Source organism: Streptomyces sp. NPDC090798 (genome assembly GCF_044768965.1).
Classification (GTDB): domain Bacteria; phylum Actinomycetota; class Actinomycetes; order Streptomycetales; family Streptomycetaceae; genus Streptomyces.
The window spans coordinates 456,164-476,857 of the sequence record NZ_JBIVXA010000002.1 but is presented as its reverse complement, the minus strand read 5'-3'; the positions used below and the strand labels follow the sequence as shown (position 1 = coordinate 476,857).

General features: G+C 70.9%; 17 protein-coding genes and 1 pseudogene. 11 read left to right on the top strand and 7 right to left on the bottom strand.

Annotation, left to right across the window (positions count from 1 at the left end):
- The first annotated feature begins 36 nt into the window (after positions 1-36).
- The 3 genes from ACIQTP_RS06385 (at position 37) to ACIQTP_RS06375 (ending at position 2,638) form a co-directional block, all read left to right on the top strand.
- Positions 37-1,503 carry an amino acid permease gene (locus ACIQTP_RS06385; RefSeq protein WP_403396820.1) on the top strand — a complete coding sequence of 489 codons (1,467 nt, stop codon included), beginning with the start codon at positions 37-39 and terminating at the stop codon, positions 1,501-1,503.
- 43 nt (positions 1,504-1,546) lie between these two features.
- Positions 1,547-2,026: a macro domain-containing protein gene (locus tag ACIQTP_RS06380; protein WP_403396818.1), complete on the top strand. Its 480-nt coding sequence runs from the start codon at positions 1,547-1,549 to the stop codon at positions 2,024-2,026.
- 135 nt (positions 2,027-2,161) lie between these two features.
- Positions 2,162-2,638 (top strand): hypothetical protein, encoded by a 477-nt coding sequence (locus ACIQTP_RS06375; RefSeq protein WP_403396816.1) that lies wholly within the window; start codon positions 2,162-2,164, stop codon positions 2,636-2,638.
- A 94-nt stretch (positions 2,639-2,732) separates the two neighbouring features.
- Here the strand turns inward: ACIQTP_RS06375 and ACIQTP_RS06370 are convergent, their stop codons facing one another.
- The gene (locus ACIQTP_RS06370; protein ID WP_403396814.1) at positions 2,733-4,232 is read right to left on the bottom strand and encodes a M1 family metallopeptidase; all 1,500 of its coding nucleotides are present in this window, start codon (positions 4,230-4,232) and stop codon (positions 2,733-2,735) included.
- A gap of 180 nt (positions 4,233-4,412) precedes the next feature.
- Between ACIQTP_RS06370 and ACIQTP_RS06365 the strand changes: the two genes are divergently transcribed.
- Entirely contained in the window at positions 4,413-6,374 is a 1,962-nt protein-coding gene (locus tag ACIQTP_RS06365) for a Xaa-Pro dipeptidyl-peptidase (protein ID WP_403396812.1), read from the top strand.
- A gap of 13 nt (positions 6,375-6,387) precedes the next feature.
- Here ACIQTP_RS06365 and ACIQTP_RS06360 read toward each other — a convergent pair whose 3' ends face one another.
- Positions 6,388-7,362, bottom strand: coding sequence for an FAD-dependent oxidoreductase (locus tag ACIQTP_RS06360; RefSeq protein WP_403396809.1), 975 nt, complete (start codon positions 7,360-7,362; stop codon positions 6,388-6,390).
- Positions 7,363-7,428: 66 nt separating this feature from the next.
- Between ACIQTP_RS06360 and ACIQTP_RS06355 the strand changes: the two genes are divergently transcribed.
- Together ACIQTP_RS06355 and ACIQTP_RS06350 are read left to right on the top strand one after the other, a co-directional pair.
- Positions 7,429-8,454, top strand: a complete 1,026-nt coding sequence (locus ACIQTP_RS06355; protein WP_403396807.1) for an oxidoreductase — start codon at positions 7,429-7,431, stop codon at positions 8,452-8,454.
- A gap of 85 nt (positions 8,455-8,539) precedes the next feature.
- Positions 8,540-10,180, top strand: coding sequence for an ABC-F family ATP-binding cassette domain-containing protein (locus ACIQTP_RS06350; RefSeq protein ID WP_402048451.1), 1,641 nt, complete (start codon positions 8,540-8,542; stop codon positions 10,178-10,180).
- Positions 10,181-10,408: 228 nt separating this feature from the next.
- On the opposite strand, the gene ACIQTP_RS06345 is transcribed toward ACIQTP_RS06350, so the two are convergent.
- Positions 10,409-12,805: a Tex family protein gene (locus ACIQTP_RS06345; RefSeq protein ID WP_403396804.1), complete on the bottom strand. Its 2,397-nt coding sequence runs from the start codon at positions 12,803-12,805 to the stop codon at positions 10,409-10,411.
- A gap of 350 nt (positions 12,806-13,155) precedes the next feature.
- Here ACIQTP_RS06345 and ACIQTP_RS06340 point away from each other — a divergent pair, with 350 nt between their 5' ends.
- Complete coding sequence (locus ACIQTP_RS06340; RefSeq protein ID WP_403396801.1) at positions 13,156-13,890, top strand: DUF6585 family protein; 735 nt, start codon at positions 13,156-13,158, stop codon at positions 13,888-13,890.
- Between the two features lie 56 nt (positions 13,891-13,946).
- On the opposite strand, the gene ACIQTP_RS06335 is transcribed toward ACIQTP_RS06340, so the two are convergent.
- Positions 13,947-14,813, bottom strand: coding sequence for a hypothetical protein (locus ACIQTP_RS06335; RefSeq protein ID WP_403396799.1), 867 nt, complete (start codon positions 14,811-14,813; stop codon positions 13,947-13,949).
- A 111-nt stretch (positions 14,814-14,924) separates the two neighbouring features.
- On the opposite strand from ACIQTP_RS06335, the gene ACIQTP_RS06330 reads away from it, so the two are divergent.
- Positions 14,925-15,878, top strand: a complete 954-nt coding sequence (locus tag ACIQTP_RS06330; protein WP_403396796.1) for a GlxA family transcriptional regulator — start codon at positions 14,925-14,927, stop codon at positions 15,876-15,878.
- 50 nt (positions 15,879-15,928) lie between these two features.
- Positions 15,929-16,564 (top strand): DJ-1/PfpI family protein, encoded by a 636-nt coding sequence (locus tag ACIQTP_RS06325; protein ID WP_403396794.1) that lies wholly within the window; start codon positions 15,929-15,931, stop codon positions 16,562-16,564.
- Here ACIQTP_RS06325 and ACIQTP_RS06320 read toward each other — a convergent pair.
- Positions 16,554-17,369, bottom strand: a complete 816-nt coding sequence (locus tag ACIQTP_RS06320; protein ID WP_403396791.1) for an enoyl-CoA hydratase/isomerase family protein — start codon at positions 17,367-17,369, stop codon at positions 16,554-16,556. The two genes, ACIQTP_RS06325 and ACIQTP_RS06320, sit on opposite strands and share 11 nt — an antisense overlap.
- A 66-nt stretch (positions 17,370-17,435) precedes the next feature.
- Between ACIQTP_RS06320 and ACIQTP_RS06315 the strand changes: the two genes are divergently transcribed.
- Together ACIQTP_RS06315 and ACIQTP_RS06310 are read left to right on the top strand one after the other, a co-directional pair.
- Positions 17,436-18,020 carry an HdeD family acid-resistance protein gene (locus ACIQTP_RS06315; RefSeq protein WP_403396789.1) on the top strand — a complete coding sequence of 195 codons (585 nt, stop codon included), beginning with the start codon at positions 17,436-17,438 and terminating at the stop codon, positions 18,018-18,020.
- Positions 18,021-18,241: 221 nt separating this feature from the next.
- Positions 18,242-18,748, top strand: a complete 507-nt coding sequence (locus ACIQTP_RS06310; protein ID WP_403397284.1) for an ATP-binding protein — start codon at positions 18,242-18,244, stop codon at positions 18,746-18,748.
- Positions 18,749-18,781: 33 nt separating this feature from the next.
- On the opposite strand, the gene idi is transcribed toward ACIQTP_RS06310, so the two are convergent.
- Both idi and ACIQTP_RS06300 read right to left on the bottom strand, forming a co-directional pair.
- The gene (idi, locus tag ACIQTP_RS06305) at positions 18,782-19,375 is read right to left on the bottom strand and encodes an isopentenyl-diphosphate Delta-isomerase (protein WP_403396787.1); all 594 of its coding nucleotides are present in this window, start codon (positions 19,373-19,375) and stop codon (positions 18,782-18,784) included.
- A gap of 374 nt (positions 19,376-19,749) precedes the next feature.
- Positions 19,750-20,502, bottom strand: a pseudogene (locus ACIQTP_RS06300) (class I SAM-dependent methyltransferase); the annotation flags it as partial.
- Positions 20,503-20,694: the final 192 nt, after the last annotated feature.

Genomic DNA, 20,694 nt, shown 5'->3' with positions numbered 1-20,694 from the left:
CTCGGTGCGTGGGCGCACCAGAGAGTAGATCCACGCGTGAGCAAGGACGCCGTAGACACGGCCAAGGCCGCATCCCGCATCGACGCGGCCCGCACGCCCGCGGACGCGGGCGACGCCGGTTACAGCAAGGACCTCAAGCCCCGCCACGTCAACATGATCGCCATCGGCGGCGCGATCGGCACCGGACTCTTCCTCGGCGCCGGCGGCCGCCTTCACAACGCGGGCCCCGCGCTGGCGATCGCCTACCTCGTCTGCGGAGTCTTCGCCTTCTTCGTCGTGCGCGCGCTCGGCGAGCTGGTCCTCTACCGGCCCTCCTCCGGGTCCTTCGTGTCGTACGCGCGCGAGTTCCTCGGCGAGAAGGGTGCGTACGTCGCCGGGTGGATGTACTTCCTCAACTGGTCGACGACCGGCATCGCCGACATCACCGCGATCGCGCTCTACACGCACTACTGGAGTTTCTTCACCGACATCCCGCAGTGGGTGCTGGCGCTGATCGCCCTCGCGGTGGTCCTGGCCGTCAACCTGATCTCGGTGAAGATCTTCGGCGAGATGGAGTTCTGGTTCGCGATCGTCAAGGTCGCCACCCTCGTCTCCTTCATGCTGGTCGGCATCTTCCTGCTGGCCACGCAGCACGATGTGGGCGGCCAGAAGCCCGGTCTGAGCGTCATCACGGACCACGGCGGTCTCCTCCCGCACGGGATCATGCCGGTCGTCCTGGTGATGCAGGGCGTGATCTTCGCGTACGCGGCCCTGGAGCTGGTCGGCGTCGCCGCGGGCGAGACCGCCGAGCCGGAGAAGGTCGTCCCGCGCGCGGTGAACTCGATCATGTGGCGCGTGGGCCTGTTCTACGTCGGCTCGGTCGTGCTGCTGGCGCTGCTGCTGCCCGGTTCGCTCTACTCGGCCGACGAGAGCCCCTTCGTCACCGTCCTGTCCAAGATCGGCGTCCAGGGAGCCGGTGACGTCATGAACCTCGTCGTGCTCACCGCGGCCATGTCGTCCTTGAACTCCGGCCTGTACTCCACCGGCCGCATCCTGCGCTCCATGGCGACGGCGGGCTCCGCGCCCCGGTTCACCGCGAAGATGAACCGCAACCAGGTCCCGTACGGCGGCATCCTGCTCACCTGCGCGGTGTGCGTGCTCGGTGTCGGCCTGAACTACCTCATGCCCAGCCAGGCCTTCGAGATCGTCCTGAACGTGGCGTCCCTGGGCATCATCAGCACCTGGGTGATCATCATGGTCTGTCACCTGGTGTTCGTCCGCCGTGCCAAGGACGGCCTGGTCACCCGCCCGTCCTTCCGGCTCCCCGGCAGCCCCGTGACCGAGATCGTCACCATCGCCTTCCTGGTGGCCGTGCTCGGCCTGATGGGCAACGACCCCGAGGTCGGCCGCAAGACGCTGCTCCTCATCCCGGTGATCGCGGCCCTGCTGGTCGGCGGCTGGTTCGCGATCCGCCATCGGGTCGCGAAGGCCACGGACCAGGAACTGAGCGAGCTGACGAAGTAGCGGGCCGGACGCCGTTGTCAGTGGCGGCGCCTACGGTGGCGTCATGTCGGAGATCACGTATGTCCGGGGTGACGCCACCGCTCCGTCGGTCAAGGGCGTCAAGCTGATCGCCCACGTCTGCAATGACATCGGGGGCTGGGGGAAGGGCTTCGTCCTGGCCCTCTCCCGCCGCTGGCCCGAGCCGGAGGCGGCGTACAGGGCGTGGCACCGGGACCGGGCGCACAACGACTTCGCACTGGGCGCGGCCCAGTTCGTCCAGGTCGAGAAGTACGTGTGGGTGGCGAACCTGATAGGCCAGCGGGGCATTCGGACGGGCAGCAAGGGGGTCCCCATCCGCTACGAGGCGATCGACACGGGCCTCGCCCACCTGGCGGCCAAGGCCGCCGAACTCGACGCGTCCGTCCACATGCCCCGCATCGGCTGCGGTCTGGCCGGCGGCGACTGGTCCCGGGTGGAGCCGCTCATCATGCGGCGGCTGGTGGAGCGGGGGGTGGCGGTGACGGTGTACGACCATGGGAAGTGAGCGGGGCCCGCAACCCGGCCGCGGGCTCGCGCGGCGGCGTAGTTGAGTGCGCGGCGTCGGCCGGAGGGGCTGCTTTCGGTCAACTCTGGCGCAGATGTGCGTTGGTTCGCACGCATGAGCGGGTAAATCACGGTCATGGAACTCATCCCCTACCCGATAGGTCCACTCAACCCGAAGGTTCAGGACGTCGGCTGGGCCCTGGCGCTGTTCGCCCTCATCTACGTGCTCGTCGCCCGCGTACTCCCGCGGATGAACCGGGCGCTCGAACTGCGGGACGACGCGATCAACGGCGTCAAGGAGCGCGCCGAAGCCGTGCGTGCCCGCGCCGAGAGTGAGCGTGTCGGGACCGAGGCCCTGTTGGCCGAGGCACGCCACGACGCCGCCCGCATCCGCCAGCGGGCCCACGAACAGGGCTCCGCCCTGATCACCGAGGCCCGCGCGGACGGGCAGCGCGAACGCGACGCCGTGGTGGCCGATGGCCGCGCCCGCATCGAGTCCGATTGCGCGGCGGCCGACACCGAACTCCGCATGTCCGTGTCGGAGTTGGCCTCGGAGCTGGCGAGCCGCATCGTGGGCGAGCGGATCGCGGCCCCGGTGGAGCAGGGCCACTGACGCCCGTACGCGAACGGCCCCCGCTCGCCCGCCCCGAAAGGGAGAAGGGCGGGCGAGCGGGCGAAGGCCCCACCCAGGGGCCCGGGGTACCGGTTCAGCCGGAGTGGACGGAATCGGTCGCCGCGATCTTCTTCCACGACCTGGGTTGCGCCGGGACACCCGCCCTGGCCGGGGCCTCCGCGATCGACGCACCCCGCGCCGCGGGCGCCGCCGGCTTCGACGGCTTGAACAGCCAGGTGTCGAAGAGCGTGGCGAGCGACTTGCCGGAGACCTTCTCCGCGTACTTCTGGAAGTCCCCCACCGACGCGTTCCCGTACGCGTGCTCCCGCGGCCACCCCTTCAGGATGGCGAAGAACGTGTCGTCCCCGACCTCGTTGCGCAGCGCCTGCACCGCCACCGCCCCCCGGTCGTAGACCGCGGTGTCGAACTGGTTGTCCGGACCGGGGTCACCCGGCGCGACCTTCCAGAAGGCGTCGTCCGCCGGATGCGAGGCGTACACGTAGTCCGCGAGCTCCTGCGCCGTCCCCTCACCCTCGTGCTCGGACCACAGCCACTGCGCGTACCGCGCGAAGCCCTCGTTGATCCAGATGTCCTTCCAGCCCTTCAGGGACACGTCGTCGCCGTACCACTGGTGCGCCAGCTCATGGACGACCACGGACGTGTTGGAGCCGTTCGCGAACTGCTTGGGGCTGTAGTAGACGCGGGTCTGGGTCTCCAGCGCGTACCCGGTGGTGGTGTTCGGCACGTATCCGCCCACCGAGCTGAAGGGGTACGGGCCGAAGTAGCCGGTCAGCCAGTCGACGATCTCCCCGGTCCGCTCGACGCTCGCCCGCGCGGGCCCGTCGTTGTCGCCGAGGTCCTTGCTGTACGCGTTGACGACCGGGACGCCGTCGGACGTCGTGCCCGTCGTGATGTCGAACTTCCCGATGGCGAGCGTGGCGAGATAGGTCGCCTGCGGCTTGTTGGACCGCCAGTTGTAGCGGGTCCAGCCGAGCCGTGAACTCGTCGACTGAAGCGTGCCGTTGGAGATCGCCTGCGTACCGTCCGGCACGGCCACCGAGACGTCGTACGTGGCCTTGTCGCTCGGATGGTCGTTGCTGGGGAACCACCACCAGGCCGACTCGGGCTCGTCCGCCGCGACGGCCCCGTCCGGAGTGCGGTGCCAGGTCGAGAAGCCGTACGCGCTCTTCGTCGAGGGCACCCCGCTGTAACGGACGACGACCGTGACGGGCGTGCCCTTCGGCAGCCCAGTCGCCGGGGTGATCTCCAGCTCGTGCTGGCCCGAGGTGGTGAACGAGGCCTTGGCCCCGTTGACCCGCACCTCGCTCACGTCGAGCAGGAAGTCCAGGTCGAAGCGTGAGAGGTCCTGCGTGGTGGTGGCCAGGACGGTCGCCGTTCCCTGCAACTCGTCGGTCGCCGGCTGGTACTGGAGCCGCAGGTCGTAGTGCGAGACGTCGTATCCGCCGTTGCCATAGGCCGGGTAGTAGGGGTCGCCGATACCGGGCGCCCCGGGGGTGTAGTCCGCCGCCGATGCCGGGATCGCCAGCAGCAGGGAGGCGGCGAGCGCGCCCGGGGCGATGAGTCTGCGGTGCACGGAGAGCTCCAAGTCGTGGGGAAACAAGGACGGTTCGGAGCCTATTGACTCCCTGTGCCGTCACCCTGTCCATCGCCCCTCCTGTCACACGATCGCCATTCGGCCGACATGACCGATTCAGGCCCGGCTGCCTCCACAGACCCTCTTTTGTACGGGAGTTGGCCGGGGTACCTTCCGCGCATGCCGAAACCAGCGCGCCGTATGCGCTTCACGACCTGGAGATCGCTCGCGACGGCGGCCACCGCCGCCCTGCTGGCCGTCTTCCTCGCCCCCGCCGCCGCACACGGCGCGCCCCGGGAGAGCACCCCGAGCTACTCGTACGAGAACGCGATCCGCGAATCCGTCTGGGTGGACACCGGCCTCGACGGCGACGGAGACGGGAAGACCGACCGTGTCGCCGTCGACATCGTCCGGCCCCGCGAACTCGCCCAGCAGGGCCGCAAGGTTCCCGTGATCATGGACGCCAGCCCGTACTACTCCTGCTGCGGGCGCGGCAACGAGAGCCAGCTCAAGACGTACGACGCGAACGGCGACGTCGTCCAGATGCCGCTGTTCTACGACAACTACTTCGTGCCGCGCGGCTACGCCTTCGTCGGCGTCGACCTGGCCGGAACCAATCGCTCCGACGGCTGTGTGGACGTCGGCGGCCGCTCCGACGTCCAGTCCGCCAAAGCCGTGATCGACTGGCTGAACGGCCGGGCCAGGGCCTACACCACACGCACCGGCGCGGACCGGGCCCAGGCGAGCTGGACCAACGGCAGAACCGGCATGATCGGCAAGAGCTGGGACGGCACCATCGCCAACGGTGTCGCCGCGACCGGCGTCAAGGGCCTGAAGACCATCGTGCCGATCAGCGCCATCTCCTCCTGGTACGACTACTACTTCGCCAAGGGCGCCCCGCTGTACGACTCGGGCCCGGACTGGCTCTCCGGCTACGTCGACAGCCCCGAGGCCACCGCCAAGTGCGCCGCCGTACAGCAGAAGCTCGTCGACGGGGCGCCGCGCACCGGTGACTGGACCAGGTTCTGGGCCGAGCGCGACTACGTGAAGGACGCGAGCAAGGTCAGGGCGAGCGTCTTCCTGGTGCACGGGATGCAGGACCTCAACGTCCGCACCAAGAACTTCGGCCAGTGGTGGAGCGCCCTCGCCAAGAACGGCGTCGAGCGCAAGATCTGGCTCTCCCAGACCGGCCATGTCGACCCCTTCGACTTCCGCCGCGCCGCCTGGGTCGACACCCTGCACCGCTGGTTCGACCACGAACTTCTCGGCTACGACAACGGCATCGACGACGAGCCGATGGCCGACATCGAGCGTCACCCCGACCAGTGGGTGACCTCCAGCGTCTGGCCGCCCCGCGCCACCCGGACGACGACCCTCCGCACCGGCACCGGCACCCAGGCAGGCGTCGGCACCCTCGGACTGCGGACCGGCTCCGGAACCGAGACCTTCACCGACGACCCGAAGCTGAGCGAGACCGACTGGGCCGCGCACCTCGACCGGTCCACCCCCGAGAAGGCCGGGTTCGTCACCAAGCCGCTGACCAGTGACCTGCGTCTGTCCGGCTCCTCCAAGGTGACCGTCACCGCCACGCCGACCACCTCGAGCGCCCACCTCTCCGCGGTCCTGGTCGACCTGGGCCCGGACACCATCCGCGACTACGCCGACGGCGGCGAGGGCATCACCACCCTCACCGACCGCACCTGCTGGGGTCCGAGCACGACCGGCGACAGCTCCTGCTACAAGACCACCCAGGCGAAGAAGACCGACGTCGCCGCCACGGTCTTCAGCCGGGGCTGGGCCGACCTCGGCAACTACGCCTCCGACCTCAAGGGCGTCCCGCTCACCCCGGGCAAGGCGTACACGATCACGCTCGACCTGGCAGCCACGGACCACGTCGTCCCGGCGGGCCACCGTCTCGCCCTGATCGTCGCGGGCACCGACAAGGACCTCATCGACCCGCCGTCCAGCACGCCGACTCTCACCTTGGACCTGTCCCGTACGTCGGCCCGCGTGCCGTTCGTCGGCGGCGCCGAGGCCTTCGCCAGGGCGACGGCGGGATCCACCGCCGCCGCGAGCACGGCCGGCCTCGACGGCGTACGCGATCCGGGCAGTGCCCTCCGGGTGCCGGGGGAGACTCACTGATCCACTGACACCCTCAAGGGCGCACGGCGGCCGGTTCCTCGCCCAGCGCGAGCCCGGCCGCCTCCCGCGCACAGCCCCAGGCCACCGTGACGCCCGCGCCGCCATGACCGTAGTGGTGCACCAACACCCGCCCGTCCGGCAGTACTTCACGCTCCAGCCGGACCGCGTCGCGCACCGGCCGCAGCCCCACCCGATGGCCGAGCACGCGCGCCCCGGCGATCTCCGGCCGCAGCGCCACGCACCGTTCGACGATCGACCTGGCCGCCCCCGGATCCGGCGTGAGCGACCAGTCATCGTCGTCGGTCGTGCCACCCAGCACGAGCCGGTCCGGGTGCGGGAAGACATAGGTGGTCGTCCCGGCGTCCGAGTCCGTCGACACGAGCCAGGTGCGGATCCCGGGGTTCTCCACGATCACGAGCTGCCCGCGCACGGGCCGTACCGCCGGATCCGGTACCAGCGTGTGGGCACCCAGACCCGTGCAGTTGACGACGACCGGCGCCTCGACCTCCGCGAGATCCGTCACTGTCCGTGTCTCGATCGTCCCGCCCGCCTTCAGGAACCGCTCGCGCAGCCAGCGCAGATGCGCCGGCATGTCGATCAGCGGCAGCCGCGCCCACAGCCCCGTACCCGCGTACTCCTCGGCCGTCGCCGCCCGCAGCCCCGGCACCCGGGCGGTCCACGGCTCCAGCTCGTCCAGTCGCGTCTCGCCCTGTACGCCCTCGACCAGGCGTACGCCCGTCTCCGCCGGGCGGCTCGCCAACTCCTCGTACACGGAGAGTGATCGCAGGGCCCATTCGCCCGCGAGGGCCTTCGGCCGGATGCGGTACGGCCACCACAGCGCGCCGGCAACGGCCGAGGTGGTCAGCTCGCCGGGCTCCCGCGCCCACACCCGTACCCGCCGGCCGCGCTCGGCCAGGACGACCGCCGTCGTCAACCCGATGACACCGCTACCGACCACGACCACGTCACCGCTGCGCGCGTTGTCCATGCCGGGACGTTAGCGGAATATGTCATGCCGTGCTCACATCACTCCCAGTCTGGGGATACTCACAGCATGTCTGCCGAGTACGCGACCTTCGGCCTGGCACCGGCGATGCGTGCCGGTGGAGTCCTCGCCAACGGTGACTACCAAGTGCACCGGGACTTCGTCGACTTCATCGTCGACGGCCGCCCGCTGCTGTACCAGCTCTCCGACCTCGACGCGGTCTCCCCGCTCGCCTCCGACGTACCACCCGCCATCTTCACCGCCCAGGTCCGAAGCCTCCTCCTGGAGGCCGAGGCTCCGCTCGACGACGGCCGCTACGTGATCTACGGCTGTCCCGAGTGCGAGGGCATCGAATGCGGTGCCGTGACCGCCGTCATCGAGAAGGACGACTCCAGCGACGACTACGTGTGGCGCGACTTCGCCTGGCAGACCGGCGAACACGCCGATCTCGAGCTCAACGGCTACCACGGGATAGGGCCGTTCCGCTTCCAGGGCGCCGAGTACCGCAGCGCCCTGAACTCGCTGCTCCTCGGCGACCCCGGGGCGCGCCGCCGGGTCCTGCTCATCGGCGCCAGGGTCGCCGTGCTCGCCAAGCTCGCCGCCGCCCTGCGCACCATCGGCATCGGCGCCGACATCACCCGTGACGCCACCGACGTCCCGGCCGAGGAACTCCGCGGGTACGGCGCGGTGGCCTTCGGGCGCGCCGTCGGCGAGCAGGAGCGCGCGGCCGTACGGCGGTCCTTCGAGCGGGCCGGGGTCGAGGTCGCCTACGTCGACGGCCTGGCCCCCGTCATCCCGCTCCTCGTCGCCCAGATCGAGCACGCCCTGGACCGCAGTCCCCACGAACTGCGCCGCCTCACCCGCCTGGTCGCCGCCGACGGCGAGGCGGGCATCGAGGTCACCTCCACCTGCCGGGTCCAGATCACCGCGTACCGCATCGACCGGCTGTACCGCACGCACGCCGAGGAGGTCTTCGACGGGATCCTGGAAGCGGGCAGACACCGGATCGCCCTGGACGCCAAGGCCGTGAAGGGGGAGTCCTTCCTCGTGGCGCGGACCTCGGGGAGTGTGCTGGTGGAGGCGATGGCCCATTGAGCGGGCCGTACGCGAACGCGGGTGCGGCCCCGCACACGAACGGGGGCGCGGCCTCGGCGGCCGGGCCGTTAGGATCGGCCTCCTGATGACTGCCACTCTCGTCGCCAAGAACCTCGCCGCCGGACACGGCGACCGCTCGCTCTTCTCCGGGCTCGACCTCGTGGTCGCGCCCGGAGACGTGATCGGACTCGTCGGTGCCAACGGCGCGGGCAAGTCCACCCTGCTGCGGATGCTCGCCGGACTGCTCACACCCGAGGAGGGGGAGCTGCGGCTCTCCCCGCCGTCGGCGACCGTCGGGCATCTGCCGCAGGAGCCGGAGCGGCGGGAGGGCGAGAGCGTCCGGGAGTTCCTGGCCCGGCGCACCGGTGTGGCCGAGGCCCAGCGCGTGATGGACGAGGCGACGCAGGCACTCGTCGACGGCGCGCCGGGCGCGGACGACGCGTACGCGGAGAGCCTGGAACGCTGGCTCGACCTCGGCGGCGCCGACCTCGACGAGCGCGCCGAGGAGGTCGCCGACACCCTCGGGCTCGGCGTCGACCTCGACCAGCCGATGACCTCGCTGTCCGGCGGCCAGGCGGCCCGCGCCGGACTCGCCTCGCTCCTCCTGTCCCGCTACGACGTCTTCCTGCTCGACGAGCCCACCAACGACCTGGACCTGGAGGGCCTGGAGCGGCTCGAACGCTTCGTCGCCGGGCTGCGCGCGGGCACCGTCGTCGTCAGCCACGACCGCGAGTTTCTGACCCGCACGGTCACCAAGGTGCTCGAACTCGACCTCGCCCAGCAGCAGATCACCCTCTTCGGCGGCGGCTACGAGGCCTACCTGGAGGAGCGTGACACCGCCCGCCGGCATGCCCGCGAGGACTACGAGGAGTACGCCGACAAGCGTTCCGCCCTCGAAGGCCGCGCCCAGATGCAGCGCTCCTGGATGGACAAGGGTGTGAAGAACGCCCGGCGCAAGGCGAACAACGACAACGACAAGATCGGCCGCAAGTTCCGCAGCGAGGCCAGCGAGAAGCAGGCGTCCAAGGCCCGGCAGACCCAGCGCATGATCGAGCGCCTGGACGTCGTCGACGAGCCGCGCAAGGAGTGGGAGCTGCGGATGGAGATCGCGGCCGCTCCGCGTTCCGGCGCCGTCGTCGCCACCCTGCGTGACGCCGAGGTGCGGCGCGGCGACTTCACCTTCGGCCCCGCGACCCTCCAGATCGACTGGGCGGACCGGGTCGCCGTCACGGGCGCCAACGGCGCGGGCAAGTCGACCCTGCTCGGCGCCCTGCTCGGCCGGGTCCCGCTGGACGCCGGTCACGCGACTCTCGGCTCCGGCGTCGTCGTCGGTGAGGTCGACCAGGCCCGCAAGCTCTTCCACGGCTCCGAGTCCCTGCTCGACGCGTTCAGCGCCGCCGTCCCCGACACCGAGCCGGCCGAGGTCCGCACCCTGCTGGCCAAGTTCGGCCTCAAGTCGGAACACGTCCTGCGCCCCGCGGCCACCCTCTCTCCCGGCGAGCGAACCCGTTCGGCCCTCGCCCTCCTCCAGGGCCGTGGCGTCAACCTCCTCGTCCTCGACGAGCCGACCAACCACCTCGACCTGCCCGCGATCGAACAGCTGGAGTCGGCGCTCGACTCGTACGAGGGCACCCTGCTGCTCGTGACCCACGACCGCCGCATGCTCGACGCGGTCCACACCACACGCCGGCTGGAAGTGGCGGCGGGCAAGGTGACCGAACGCTGAACCAGTGCCTGTCGCGGCACCAGGCCGTGGCCGGCCGGCGCGCCATCGCGGGGTAGTCCACGACATACCGTTCCCTCTGGACTGAGCAGGTGTGAGTCTGCTCAGCCGCACGCCCCGAACGGTCTTGGGCGCTTCAGGATCCGGGGTCGGTGCGGCGCCCCGAAAGGGGCGCGGGGAACTGCGCGCTCACCACGAACGACCCGCAGTTCCCCACGCACCCTCAGCCGCTCAGCGCCTGCCCTTCTTGGGATCGACAAGCCCCGCCCGCCGCAACGCGTCGGCCATCGCACTGTTGGCCGGCGGCGGAGCGGCCTGCCGCGAACCGCCGCCGCCACCTCCGCTCGCCCCGCCCCGCGGCTGACGCTGCTGCTGGCGCTGCTGCGGAGGCCGGCCACCCCGCTGCGGACGCCCGCCCCCACCCTGCTGGTCCGACAAAGTCGCCTCGTCGTCGAGCCGCAGCGTGAGAGAGATCCGCTTGCGCGGGATGTCGATCTCGAGCACCTTCACCTTGACGATGTCACCCGGCTTCACCACATCGCGCGGGTCCTTCACGAACGTCTTCGACATCGCCGAGACATGCACCAGACCGTCCTGGTGGACGCCGATGTCCACGAAGGCCCCGAACGCGGCCACATTCGTGACGACCCCCTCGAGCACCATCCCGGAGGCCAGGTCGGAGATCTTCTCGACGCCCTCCTTGAAGGTGGCCGTCTTGAAGGCGGGCCGCGGGTCGCGCCCGGGCTTCTCCAGCTCCTTGAGGATGTCCGTGACGGTCGGCAGACCGAACGTCTCGTCCACGAAGTCGGTCGGCCTGAGCGAGCGCAGCACACCGGTGTTGCCGATCAGGGAGGCGACCTCGCTGGCCGCCGTCTTCACCATCCGCCGCACCACGGGGTACGCCTCAGGGTGCACGCTGGACGCGTCCAGCGGGTCGTCCCCGCCCCGGATGCGCAGGAAGCCCGCGCACTGCTCGTACGCCTTCGGGCCGAGCCGGGCCACGTTCTTGAGAGTGGTACGGGACTTGAAGGGGCCGTTGGCGTCGCGGTGCGCCACGATGTTCTCCGCGAGCCCGGAGGTGATGCCGGAGACGCGGGCGAGCAGCGGGGCGGAGGCCGTGTTCACGTCCACGCCCACGCCGTTCACACAGTCCTCGACCACCGCGTCCAGGGACCGGGAGAGCTTCACCTCGGACAGGTCGTGCTGGTACTGCCCGACGCCGATGGACTTCGGGTCGATCTTCACCAGCTCGGCCAGCGGGTCCTGGAGGCGGCGCGCGATGGAGACGGCGCCGCGCAGCGACACGTCCATGTCGGGCAGCTCCTGCGAGGCGAACGCGGACGCCGAGTACACCGACGCCCCCGCCTCGGACACCATCACCTTGGTGAGGTTCAACTCCGGGTGCTTGGTGATGAGTTCACCGGCGAGCTTGTCGGTCTCGCGGGAGGCCGTGCCGTTGCCGATGGCGATCAGCTCGACCGCGTGCTCCTTGGCGAGGCGGGCGAGCTTGGCGATGGCCTCGTCCCACTTGTTGGCCGGGACGTGCGGGTAGATGACGTCCGTCGCCACGACCTTGCCGGTCGCGTCGACCACGGCGACCTTGACGCCCGTACGGAAACCGGGGTCGAGGCCCAGCGTCGCACGCGTGCCCGCCGGGGCGGCGAGCAGCAGGTCCCGCAGGTTCGCCGCGAAGACGTTCACCGCCTCGTCCTCGGCGGCCGTGCGCAGCCGAAGCCGCAGGTCGATGCCGAGGTGCACGAGGATGCGGGTCCGCCAGGCCCAGCGGACCGTGTCCGTGAGCCACTTGTCGCCGGGACGACCGCGGTCGGCGATCTGGAAGCGATGGGCGACGATCCCCTCGTACGAGGAGGGGCCGGGCTGCTCGGAGGGCTCCTCGGGCTCCAGGACGAGGTCGAGGACCTCCTCCTTCTCGCCGCGCAGCATGGCGAGGACGCGGTGCGAGGGCAGCTCCTTGAAGGGCTCGGCGAAGTCGAAGTAGTCGGCGAACTTGGCGCCCGCCTCCTCCTTGCCGTCCCGCACCTTGGCGGCCAGGCGCCCGCGCACCCACATGCGCTCGCGCAGCTCGCCGATCAGGTCGGCGTCCTCCGAGAACCGCTCCGTGAGGATCGACCGGGCGCCGTCCAGCGCGGCCTGCGGGTCGGCGACGCCCTTGTCCGCGTCGACGAACGCCGTCGCGGCGGCGAGCGGGTCGACCGACGGGTCGCCGAGCAGGCCCTCGGCCAGCGGCTCCAGGCCCGCCTCGCGCGCGATCTGCGCCTTCGTGCGCCGCTTCGGCTTGAACGGCAGATAGATGTCCTCGAGCCGCGCCTTCGTCTCGGCGCCCCGGATCTGCGCCTCCACCTCCTCGGTGAGCTTGCCCTGCTCGCGCACCGATTCGAGGATCGCCGTGCGCCGCTCCTCCAGCTCCCGCAGATAGCGCAGCCGCTCCTCGAGGGTGCGCAGCTGCGCATCGTCGAGCATCTCGGTCGCTTCCTTGCGGTAGCGGGCGATGAAGGGCACCGTCGACCCGCCGTCGAGCAAGTCGACGGCGGCCTTGACCTGCCGCTCCCGTACGCCGAGCTCCTCGGCGATCCTGCCTTCGATGGACCCTACGAGGGGTGTCGTCACGATCCCGTACCGCCTTCTCCACTGAGGTTGCGCGGCAATTGTGGCAGGTGGCACCGACAACGGGGGATCAGGGCGCCGATCGGCGCTGTCAGCTGTGACTGGTCGGGCCAGATGGTTGTCACATGATCGCGATACCGACGGCCAGGCCGACCTCGGTGAAGGGACGGTCACCGAGGATTCGATCGTTGTGGAGCGGGGTGGTCACGGGGACGATCTTCTCAATGGGCAATGACTGGCACGAGGCCAGAATTTCAGTGATCTTCTGGACGGAGGGAGCAGAGTAGGAGAGGCTGCGCGTATCGCCTGGTATGAGCAGGCAACAGACCCCTCTCCTAGTGAAGTTGAGACTGATGCCCGCGACTGTCCCCCTGGCACCCCTGCCCCCCGCCGTTGCTGAACTGGCAGCACAGCACGAACTGGGTGCGCTGACCGCCACCTTCAGGCCCCAGCGGTTCGGGGTGATCGTGAAGTCGTCGTTCTACCTGACGCTCACGGTACTGTTCTTCCTTTTTGTGGTGCCGGCCGTGGTCTTCTACTACGTATCGCTACGCCGCTATCCGGACTTCAACCACCGGCAGGGGGCAAAGCGGCTGCACCTGTTCGAGCACGGCATGATCGCCGACCAGGAGACCGGTGCGGGCACGGTGGCCGTGCGGTGGGACCGGGTCCGGCTCTACGAGGAGCAGGTACAAAAGGTCATCAACGGCATACCGGGCCCGATCCTGCACACCTGCGTGGCGATGACCCCGGGGGCGAGCGTGACAGTCACCAACTTCTACCAAGACGCCGGCACCTGGGCCCCGGCCATGCAGAGAGCGGTACTGCGGGCCCAAGGCACCACGGTGCAGGAGGCGTTCCTGGCCGGCGAAGTCCTGGACTTCGGCGAGTTCGACCTCTCCACCGCCGGCATCGCGCACCGCAAGCAGCTGCTGCCCTGGACCCAGGTGGCGCAGGTCAAGCTCGGCGGCGGCGCTGTCGCCGTGATGAAGACCGGCGAATCGGCCTTCTGGGCCCGCGCCATGGCCAAGAGTGTCCCGAATCTGCAGGTGTTCCTGGCCATGGTGGACAAGTACCGCAGCTCGTGAGCCCCGAACTCCAGGTCGGCTGTCGCTCCGAGTGACAGCTATCTCCACCAGTCACATCAGCCCTTGCCGGTCATGCCCTCGGGGAACGCGCCGGCCGCCAGGGCCCGCGTCAGGATGCCCCGCGCCAGCTCGGTGAGGCGCTCCACGCCCGCGGCGCCCAGATGCTCGTACGGGGCACGGTCCAGCCGGTCCGTGCGGTTCTCGATCTCCTGGCGCAGGGCCGCCCCCGCCTCGGTCAACCCGCCCTCCGCGTCGAGCAGTCCACGCTCGCGCAGCCGTTCGACCGCCGCGTCCCAGTGCGCCCGCGACCAGCCGCGCGTGCCCAGTGCCCACTTCGGGGCCATGCCCTTGCCGGTCGCGGTGTGGCTCACCAGGGCCTCCACCGGGTCGAGTTCCGCGTCGAGCAGCGCCGCGAGGTGACCGTCGCCCCGGTGCTCGCGCAGCAGCGTGGCGCCGTGCCAGAGGGCGAGGTGCGGCGCGTCGGGCACGGGCAGGTCGGCGTGCGCCGCGTACAGCGGACGCGCGGTCCTGGTGCAGGCCTCCGCGGCCCGAAGGGCGAGCTCCGCCGCCTCGGCGACCTCCTTGGAGGCGAGGACGTCCTCGCCGAGGAGCCGCCGCCAGGTCGCGTCGACGGCACGCGCGCGTGCGGCGAGGACGGTCTGCGGGGACGCCTTCTCCCACACCTCGGGCACATGCCGGGCCACCAGTTCGTGGCGGAAGTTGTAGAACGTCGCCGTCACCGTGCCGGGACCCACCGGCCCCATGGCGGCGGCCCGCACGGCGAAGTACGCGCCGCTGCTGTCCTCGATCCCGACGGCGGCCAGCTCCCGGCCCAGGTCCGGCGAGAAGTAGTGCGTCGAGTGCAGCGGGTTGAGAACGTTGTGGCAGCGCCGCCCGGCGCGCTCCGGCAGAGGTGTGGTCATGCCCGAAGGTTACCGACTGGTCGGTACGCCGGGAAGGCGGGAGGGGCGATGGCAGGAAAGGTGGGGTACTCGTCATTGCGGCCATCACTCCACCCGCCAAGAATCGAGACCATGCGAACCGTCCTGGTCGTCCTCTTCGACGACGTGCAGAGCCTCGACGTCACGGGCCCCGTGGAGGTCTTCGCGGGCGCCGAGGCTCTCCGCGGCGGCTCGTACCGCATCCACACCGCCTCCCTGGACGGCGCACCCGTGCGCACCACCAGCGGCCTCACCCTCGTCCCGGACCACCCCCTCGCCGACGCGCCCGCCCCGCACACCCTGCTGGTCCCGGGCGGCCGGGGCACCCGGCGCCCCGACCCCCGGCTGACCGACTGGCTGCGCGCGCACGGGCCGCGCGCCGAGCGCCTGGTGTCCGTCTGCACCGGCGCCATCCCGCTCGCCGAGGCGGGACTCCTGGACGGCCGCCGCGCGACGACCCACTGGGCGTACTGCGACAAGCTCGCCCGTGACCACCCGGCCGTCGAGGTCGACCCCGACCCCATCTACGTGCGGGACGGACAGGTCTCCACCTCGGCCGGCGTCACCTCCGGCATCGACCTCGCCCTCGCACTCGTGGAGGAGGACCTCGGCCGCGAGGCCGCCCTGACGGTCGCCCGCCACCTCGTCGTCTTCCTGCGGCGCCCGGGCAACCAGGCCCAGTTCAGCGCCCAGCTGGCCGCGCAGACGGCGCGGCGCGAACCGCTCCGCGAGGTCCAGCAGTGGATCACCGAGCACCCCGGCGACGACCTGTCCGTCGAGTCGCTCGCCGCCCGCGCCCGGCTCTCGCCCCGGCACTTCGCCCGCGCCTTCCAGACCGAGACGGGCATGACCCCCGGCCGGTACGTCGACCGCGTCCGCCTCGAACACGCCCGGCGCCTCCTGGAGGACACCGCCGACGGAGTCGAGGGGATCTCCCGCGCCTGCGGCTACGGCACCCCCGAGGCGATGCGCCGTGCCTTCCTGAAGACGCTCGGCACGGCACCGGCGGAGTACCGGCGCCGCTTCCGCCCCGCGCCCACCCGCTGACCAGCCCTCACCTGACGGCCCTGCCCCACCCGCCCGTGGAAAGGAACCCGATGCAGATCGCCATCGTCCTCTTCGACCGCTTCACCGCCCTGGACGCCGTGGGACCCTACGAGACCCTCGGCCGCCTGCCCGACGCGGAGACCGTCTTCGTCGCCGAGCACACCGGCCCCGTCCGCAACGAGAGCGGCAACCTGGCCCTGACCGCCGACAGGACCCTGGCCGAGGTGCCGCACCCGGACATCGTCCTGGTCCCCGGCGGACCGGGCCAGACCCCGCAGATGGAGAACCGGGTCCTGCTGGACTGGCTGCGCGCCGCCGACGCCACGAGCACCTGGACGACCTCCGTGTGCACCGGCTCCCTGCTGCTGGCCGCCGCCGGGCTTCTCGAGGGCCGCCGGGCCACCTCGCACTGGCTGGCCCTCGACCACCTCAAGCGGTTCGGCGCCGAGCCGACCGGGGAGCGGGTGGTGTTCGACGGGAAGTACGTCACCGCGGCCGGCGTGTCGTCCGGCATCGACATGGGGCTCGCCCTGCTCGGACGGATCGCGGGCGACGAACACGCGCAGGCCGTACAGCTGATGACGGAGTACGACCCGCAGCCGCCCTACGACGCCGGGTCACCGCAGAAGGCTCCCGCACATCTCGTGGCGGAGTTCCGGGCGAAGAGCCGCTTCATCATGGAGTAGTCGCGGCGGACGGCGGAGTGGTCGCGGTGGACGACGACCGAGTGGTGGTGGCGGTGGACACCGGCGTGGTCCAGGTGAAGCGCGGCGGCCGGCGCTCCAGGAACGCGGTGACGCCCTCCGCGGTGTCGTCGCTCCCGCGCGCCTGCTCGGCCCAGTACGCGTCCCGGTCGGTCCGCCCGTTGGCGAACTCCTTGGCGGACGCCTGCGTCAGCAGCGACCGCGTGGCCAGGACGCGGGTGAACTCCCCCATCCGCTTGCCGAGTTCGCCCTCGGGCAGCACCTCGTCCACCAGACCTGTGCGCAGCGCCCGTTCGGAGTCGATCAGCTCGCCCGAGAACAGCAGGTACTTGGCGGTCGCAGGACCCACCAGCGACACCAGCCGACGGGTGGCCGAGGCCGCGTAGACGATCCCCAGCTTCGCCGGCGTCACTCCGAACTGCGCGCCCTCCTGCGCGAACCGCAGGTCGCAGGCCGCCGCGAGCTGGGACCCGCCGCCGACGCAGTACCCGCGGATCGCCGCGAGCGTCGGCTTGGGGAACGCGGCGAGCGCGTCCTCCGCCTTCATGGCGAGCCCCTGTGCCTCGTCCGAGGAGCCCCGCAGTGTCGAGATGTCGGCCCCCGCGCAGAAGGTGTCACCCTCGCCGGTGAGCACCAGTACACGGACCTCCGGGTCGGCGGCGAGCGCGTCGAGCAGGCGCGGCAGCGCCCTCCACATGCCGGCCGTCATGGCGTTGCGCTTGGCCGGGTGGTGAATGACGACGGTGGCGACCCCGTCGCCGACGCTGTGCAGCAGCTGCGGCTCCATAGGCCGGATGCTATCCGCAACCCTCGAACGTACGATCAAGAAGGGGCCGCGCGCGAGGAGGCGCTGATGGCCAGGACCAAGGACCGGGCGCCGAGCGACGCGACCACGAAACTGAACCGCGGCCTCAGCTGGACCGCCGCGTTCGGCGTGATCCTGGTGATCGCGGGACTCGTCGGGCTCGTTTACACCGGCGTCGCGACCCTGACCTCGATGATCCTGTTCGGCTGGCTGCTGCTGATCGGCGGCGCGGTCGGACTGCTGCACGCCGTTCAGGCCCGCGGCACCAACTTCTTCTGGCTCGGGGTGGTGGTCGCGGCCCTGAACATCGCGGCCGGAGTGGTGGTGCTCCGCCGCCCGGACGCCGCGGCCGAGGCGCTCACCATGTTCGCGGCCCTGCTGTTCCTGACCGGCGGGGTGTTCCGGCTGGTCGGCAGCCTCGTGGTGCGCGGTACGCAGTTCGGCTGGACCCTCCTGCAGGGCGCCTTCGACCTGCTCCTCGGCATCCTGGTGCTGGACAACTGGCCGAGCAGCAGCAAGTACGTCATCGGCTGCTTCTTCTCGCTCGCGCTGCTCTTCGACGGGCTGGGCCTGATCGCCACCGGCTTCGGCGGGCGGCGCATCGTACATCTGGTCTCGGGGCGCGACCGCTGACGGACGAATCGGGCGAGCCCGGCGCCCAACCCGTACAACCCGAATAGTTCTCGAAGCAGACACCACACGGACAGGAGCGGTCGCGCGGCTGACCGTGCCATACGCCAACGGTCAGAAGCCGTCGATAGTCGCTGACTTCTGTTCAGGGATGCGGTCCGGACCAGCGCGTTACCAACACTCGACGTGTGGTGACAATCGAGCGTAAGGGTGGCGACCGGACGATGGAGAACCACGGGCGGGGGTTCGACTCCCGCCCTGAAGGCGCCGGGGATGGGCCTCCCGATCGGAGACCGCCGGGTCCGCTGCCGTACGAGGGGGTGTGGCGGTTCACCGCTCCCGCCATCGACGCCTCGGTTCCGCAGGCACGACACGCCGTTCGTGACCTGCTCTTCCGTCAACAAGTGCCCGTCTCGGACGACCTCGTCCACGGGCTTTTGCTGATCGTCTCCGAACTGGTCACGAACGCCGTACGGCACGCGGCACTGCTGTCCCCGATGCTCGCCGTGGAGGTGGCCGTAGGAGCCGAGTGGGTGCGGGTCTCGGTGGAGGACAACCACCCCTACCGCCCCACCGCCCTGGAGGCCGACCACGGCCAGACCGGCGGCCGTGGGCTGCTGCTGGTGCGGGAGGTCGCCAGGGAGTCGGGCGGGGTGTGCGACGTCGAGCACACGGCGAGTGGCGGCAAGGTGATCTGGGCCGCCCTGCCGCTCACTGTGAGCATCGTCTAGCGATCCGGGGGAGTTTTCGCGGGGACGGGTCCGTCACCAGCCGGCGGACGGGCCCGTCAGCTCCCTGATCGCCGGACGGGCCGCGTCCAGGACCGTCATGAACCACGCGGAAAAGGGGTCCTTCGCGTGCCGCTCCATGAGCTCGGCGGCCGTCACGAACGCGGTGTCCCCGACCTCCTCCGGATCGGGGCGCAGCGACGACTGCACCATGCCGACGAAGAGGTGGTTGTACTCCTGCTCCACCAGGCCCGAATCCGGGTCCGGGTGGTTGTAGCGGACCGTGCCCGCCTCCGCGAGCAGCGAGGGCGACACGCCGAGTTCCTCGTACGTCCGCCGGGCCGCCGCCGCGAAGGGCGCCTCGGCGGGGTAGGGATGGCCGCAGCAGGTGTTGGACCAGACACCGGGGGAGTGGTACTTGCCCAGGGCACGCTGCTGGAGCAGCAGCCGGCCGTGCTCGTCGAAGAGGAACACGGAGAAGGCCCGGTGCAGCTGTCCCGGTGGCTGATGGGCGGCGAGCTTCTCCGCCGTGCCGATCGTGTTGCCGTCCTCGTCGACCAACTCGAGCAAGATCGCTTCAACGGTGCCGTTCGACGAACTGTGCGTCGCGGTGGCAGGTGTGATCGGCATACCCATCCTTCGCATCGGTCTTCGAGCCCCAAGTCTGCCGTACGAAACCGGCACTCCCGGCACTTCGCGGCTCCCCGCATGTCCCGCTCCGGGAGCCCGGAGCGGGACACGTGGCCGACGTCTGTCAGTCACCGAAAGCGGCCGGACACTTGATCGTGCCCGGTGCCACGGACGGGGAACCGTCCAGGACAGGGGCCATCAGATGTTCGCCCGGACCCCGGGAGCCGGGGCTCGTGCGGCCCGTCGAACCCGGGCCGGACGCCGTAGTCCGCGGCCGGTTCACCGCGGTGCGCGGCGCACCCGCCGTACGGCGACGGACGCAGGCGCCGACGCGGGCACCGGGCGGACGGGACGCGTCAGTCGCCGACGGTGACCGGACGCAGGACATAGCCCACGTAGCCGTACTCCCTCCCGTGTTCGCGGCGCATGGCGATCTCCGCCCGGGCGCCCGCCACGGCCTCGGCCATGCCGGGCCGGGTGACATCGGCCACGTCGGCGTGGACGCCGAGCGCGTCGTAGTACTCGTCCCAGTCGGACTCCGGCTGGAGGTACACCCCCAGAACGGAGTACCCGGCGTCGCGCGCGACCCGGGTGTCCTGGTCGGTGGTGCGCAACGAGTCGTCCTCCCAGAACACGCGGGCCTGGTCGGACGGCGTGTCGGTGGTCCACACGCAATGGGTGAGAACCAGCGTGCCGCCGGGGGCGAGCAGCCGCCGCCAGAGGCGCAGGGCGGTGTCGAAACCGATCAGATAGGCCGAGCCCTCGGCCCAGACCAGGTCGAACGAGCCGTCGGGGTGGGTGAGATCTCCCATGTTCCCGTGGACGGTCTCGATCGAGGGGGTCAGACCCCGGGCCTCGGCGGCCGTCCGCAGTTCGTCGAGGAACGGTTCGTGCAGGTCGACGGCCGTCACCTCGGCCGCGGCCTCGGCGGCCAGGAGCAGCGCCGAGCGGCCGGGGCCGCAGCCCAGGTCGAGGACGCGGGGACGGGCGGGCAGCGGGCCCGCGAGTGAGAGCAGGTGGCGGGTGGTGGCGTCGGAGCCGGGGCCCTGCCGGGGCAGTCGGTGGCGCAGGGCGAAGAACGCCTCGTGGAGGGCGTTGCGGTCGGACGAGTCATGATGCTCGGACAACGTGGGAAACCTTTGGATGCGGGGGCCCGGGCCGCCGCGCACGCCGCTCGGCGTGGGTCAGCCGTGGACCCGGAGGATGGGGATGCACCTGTCGCCGCGCACAGCGGCACCGAACGCGACAGTCATCAACCCACCTCCTCCTCGGATCTCCGGCCACGTTAGCACCGGAGGTACCGACCGCACCCGCGAATT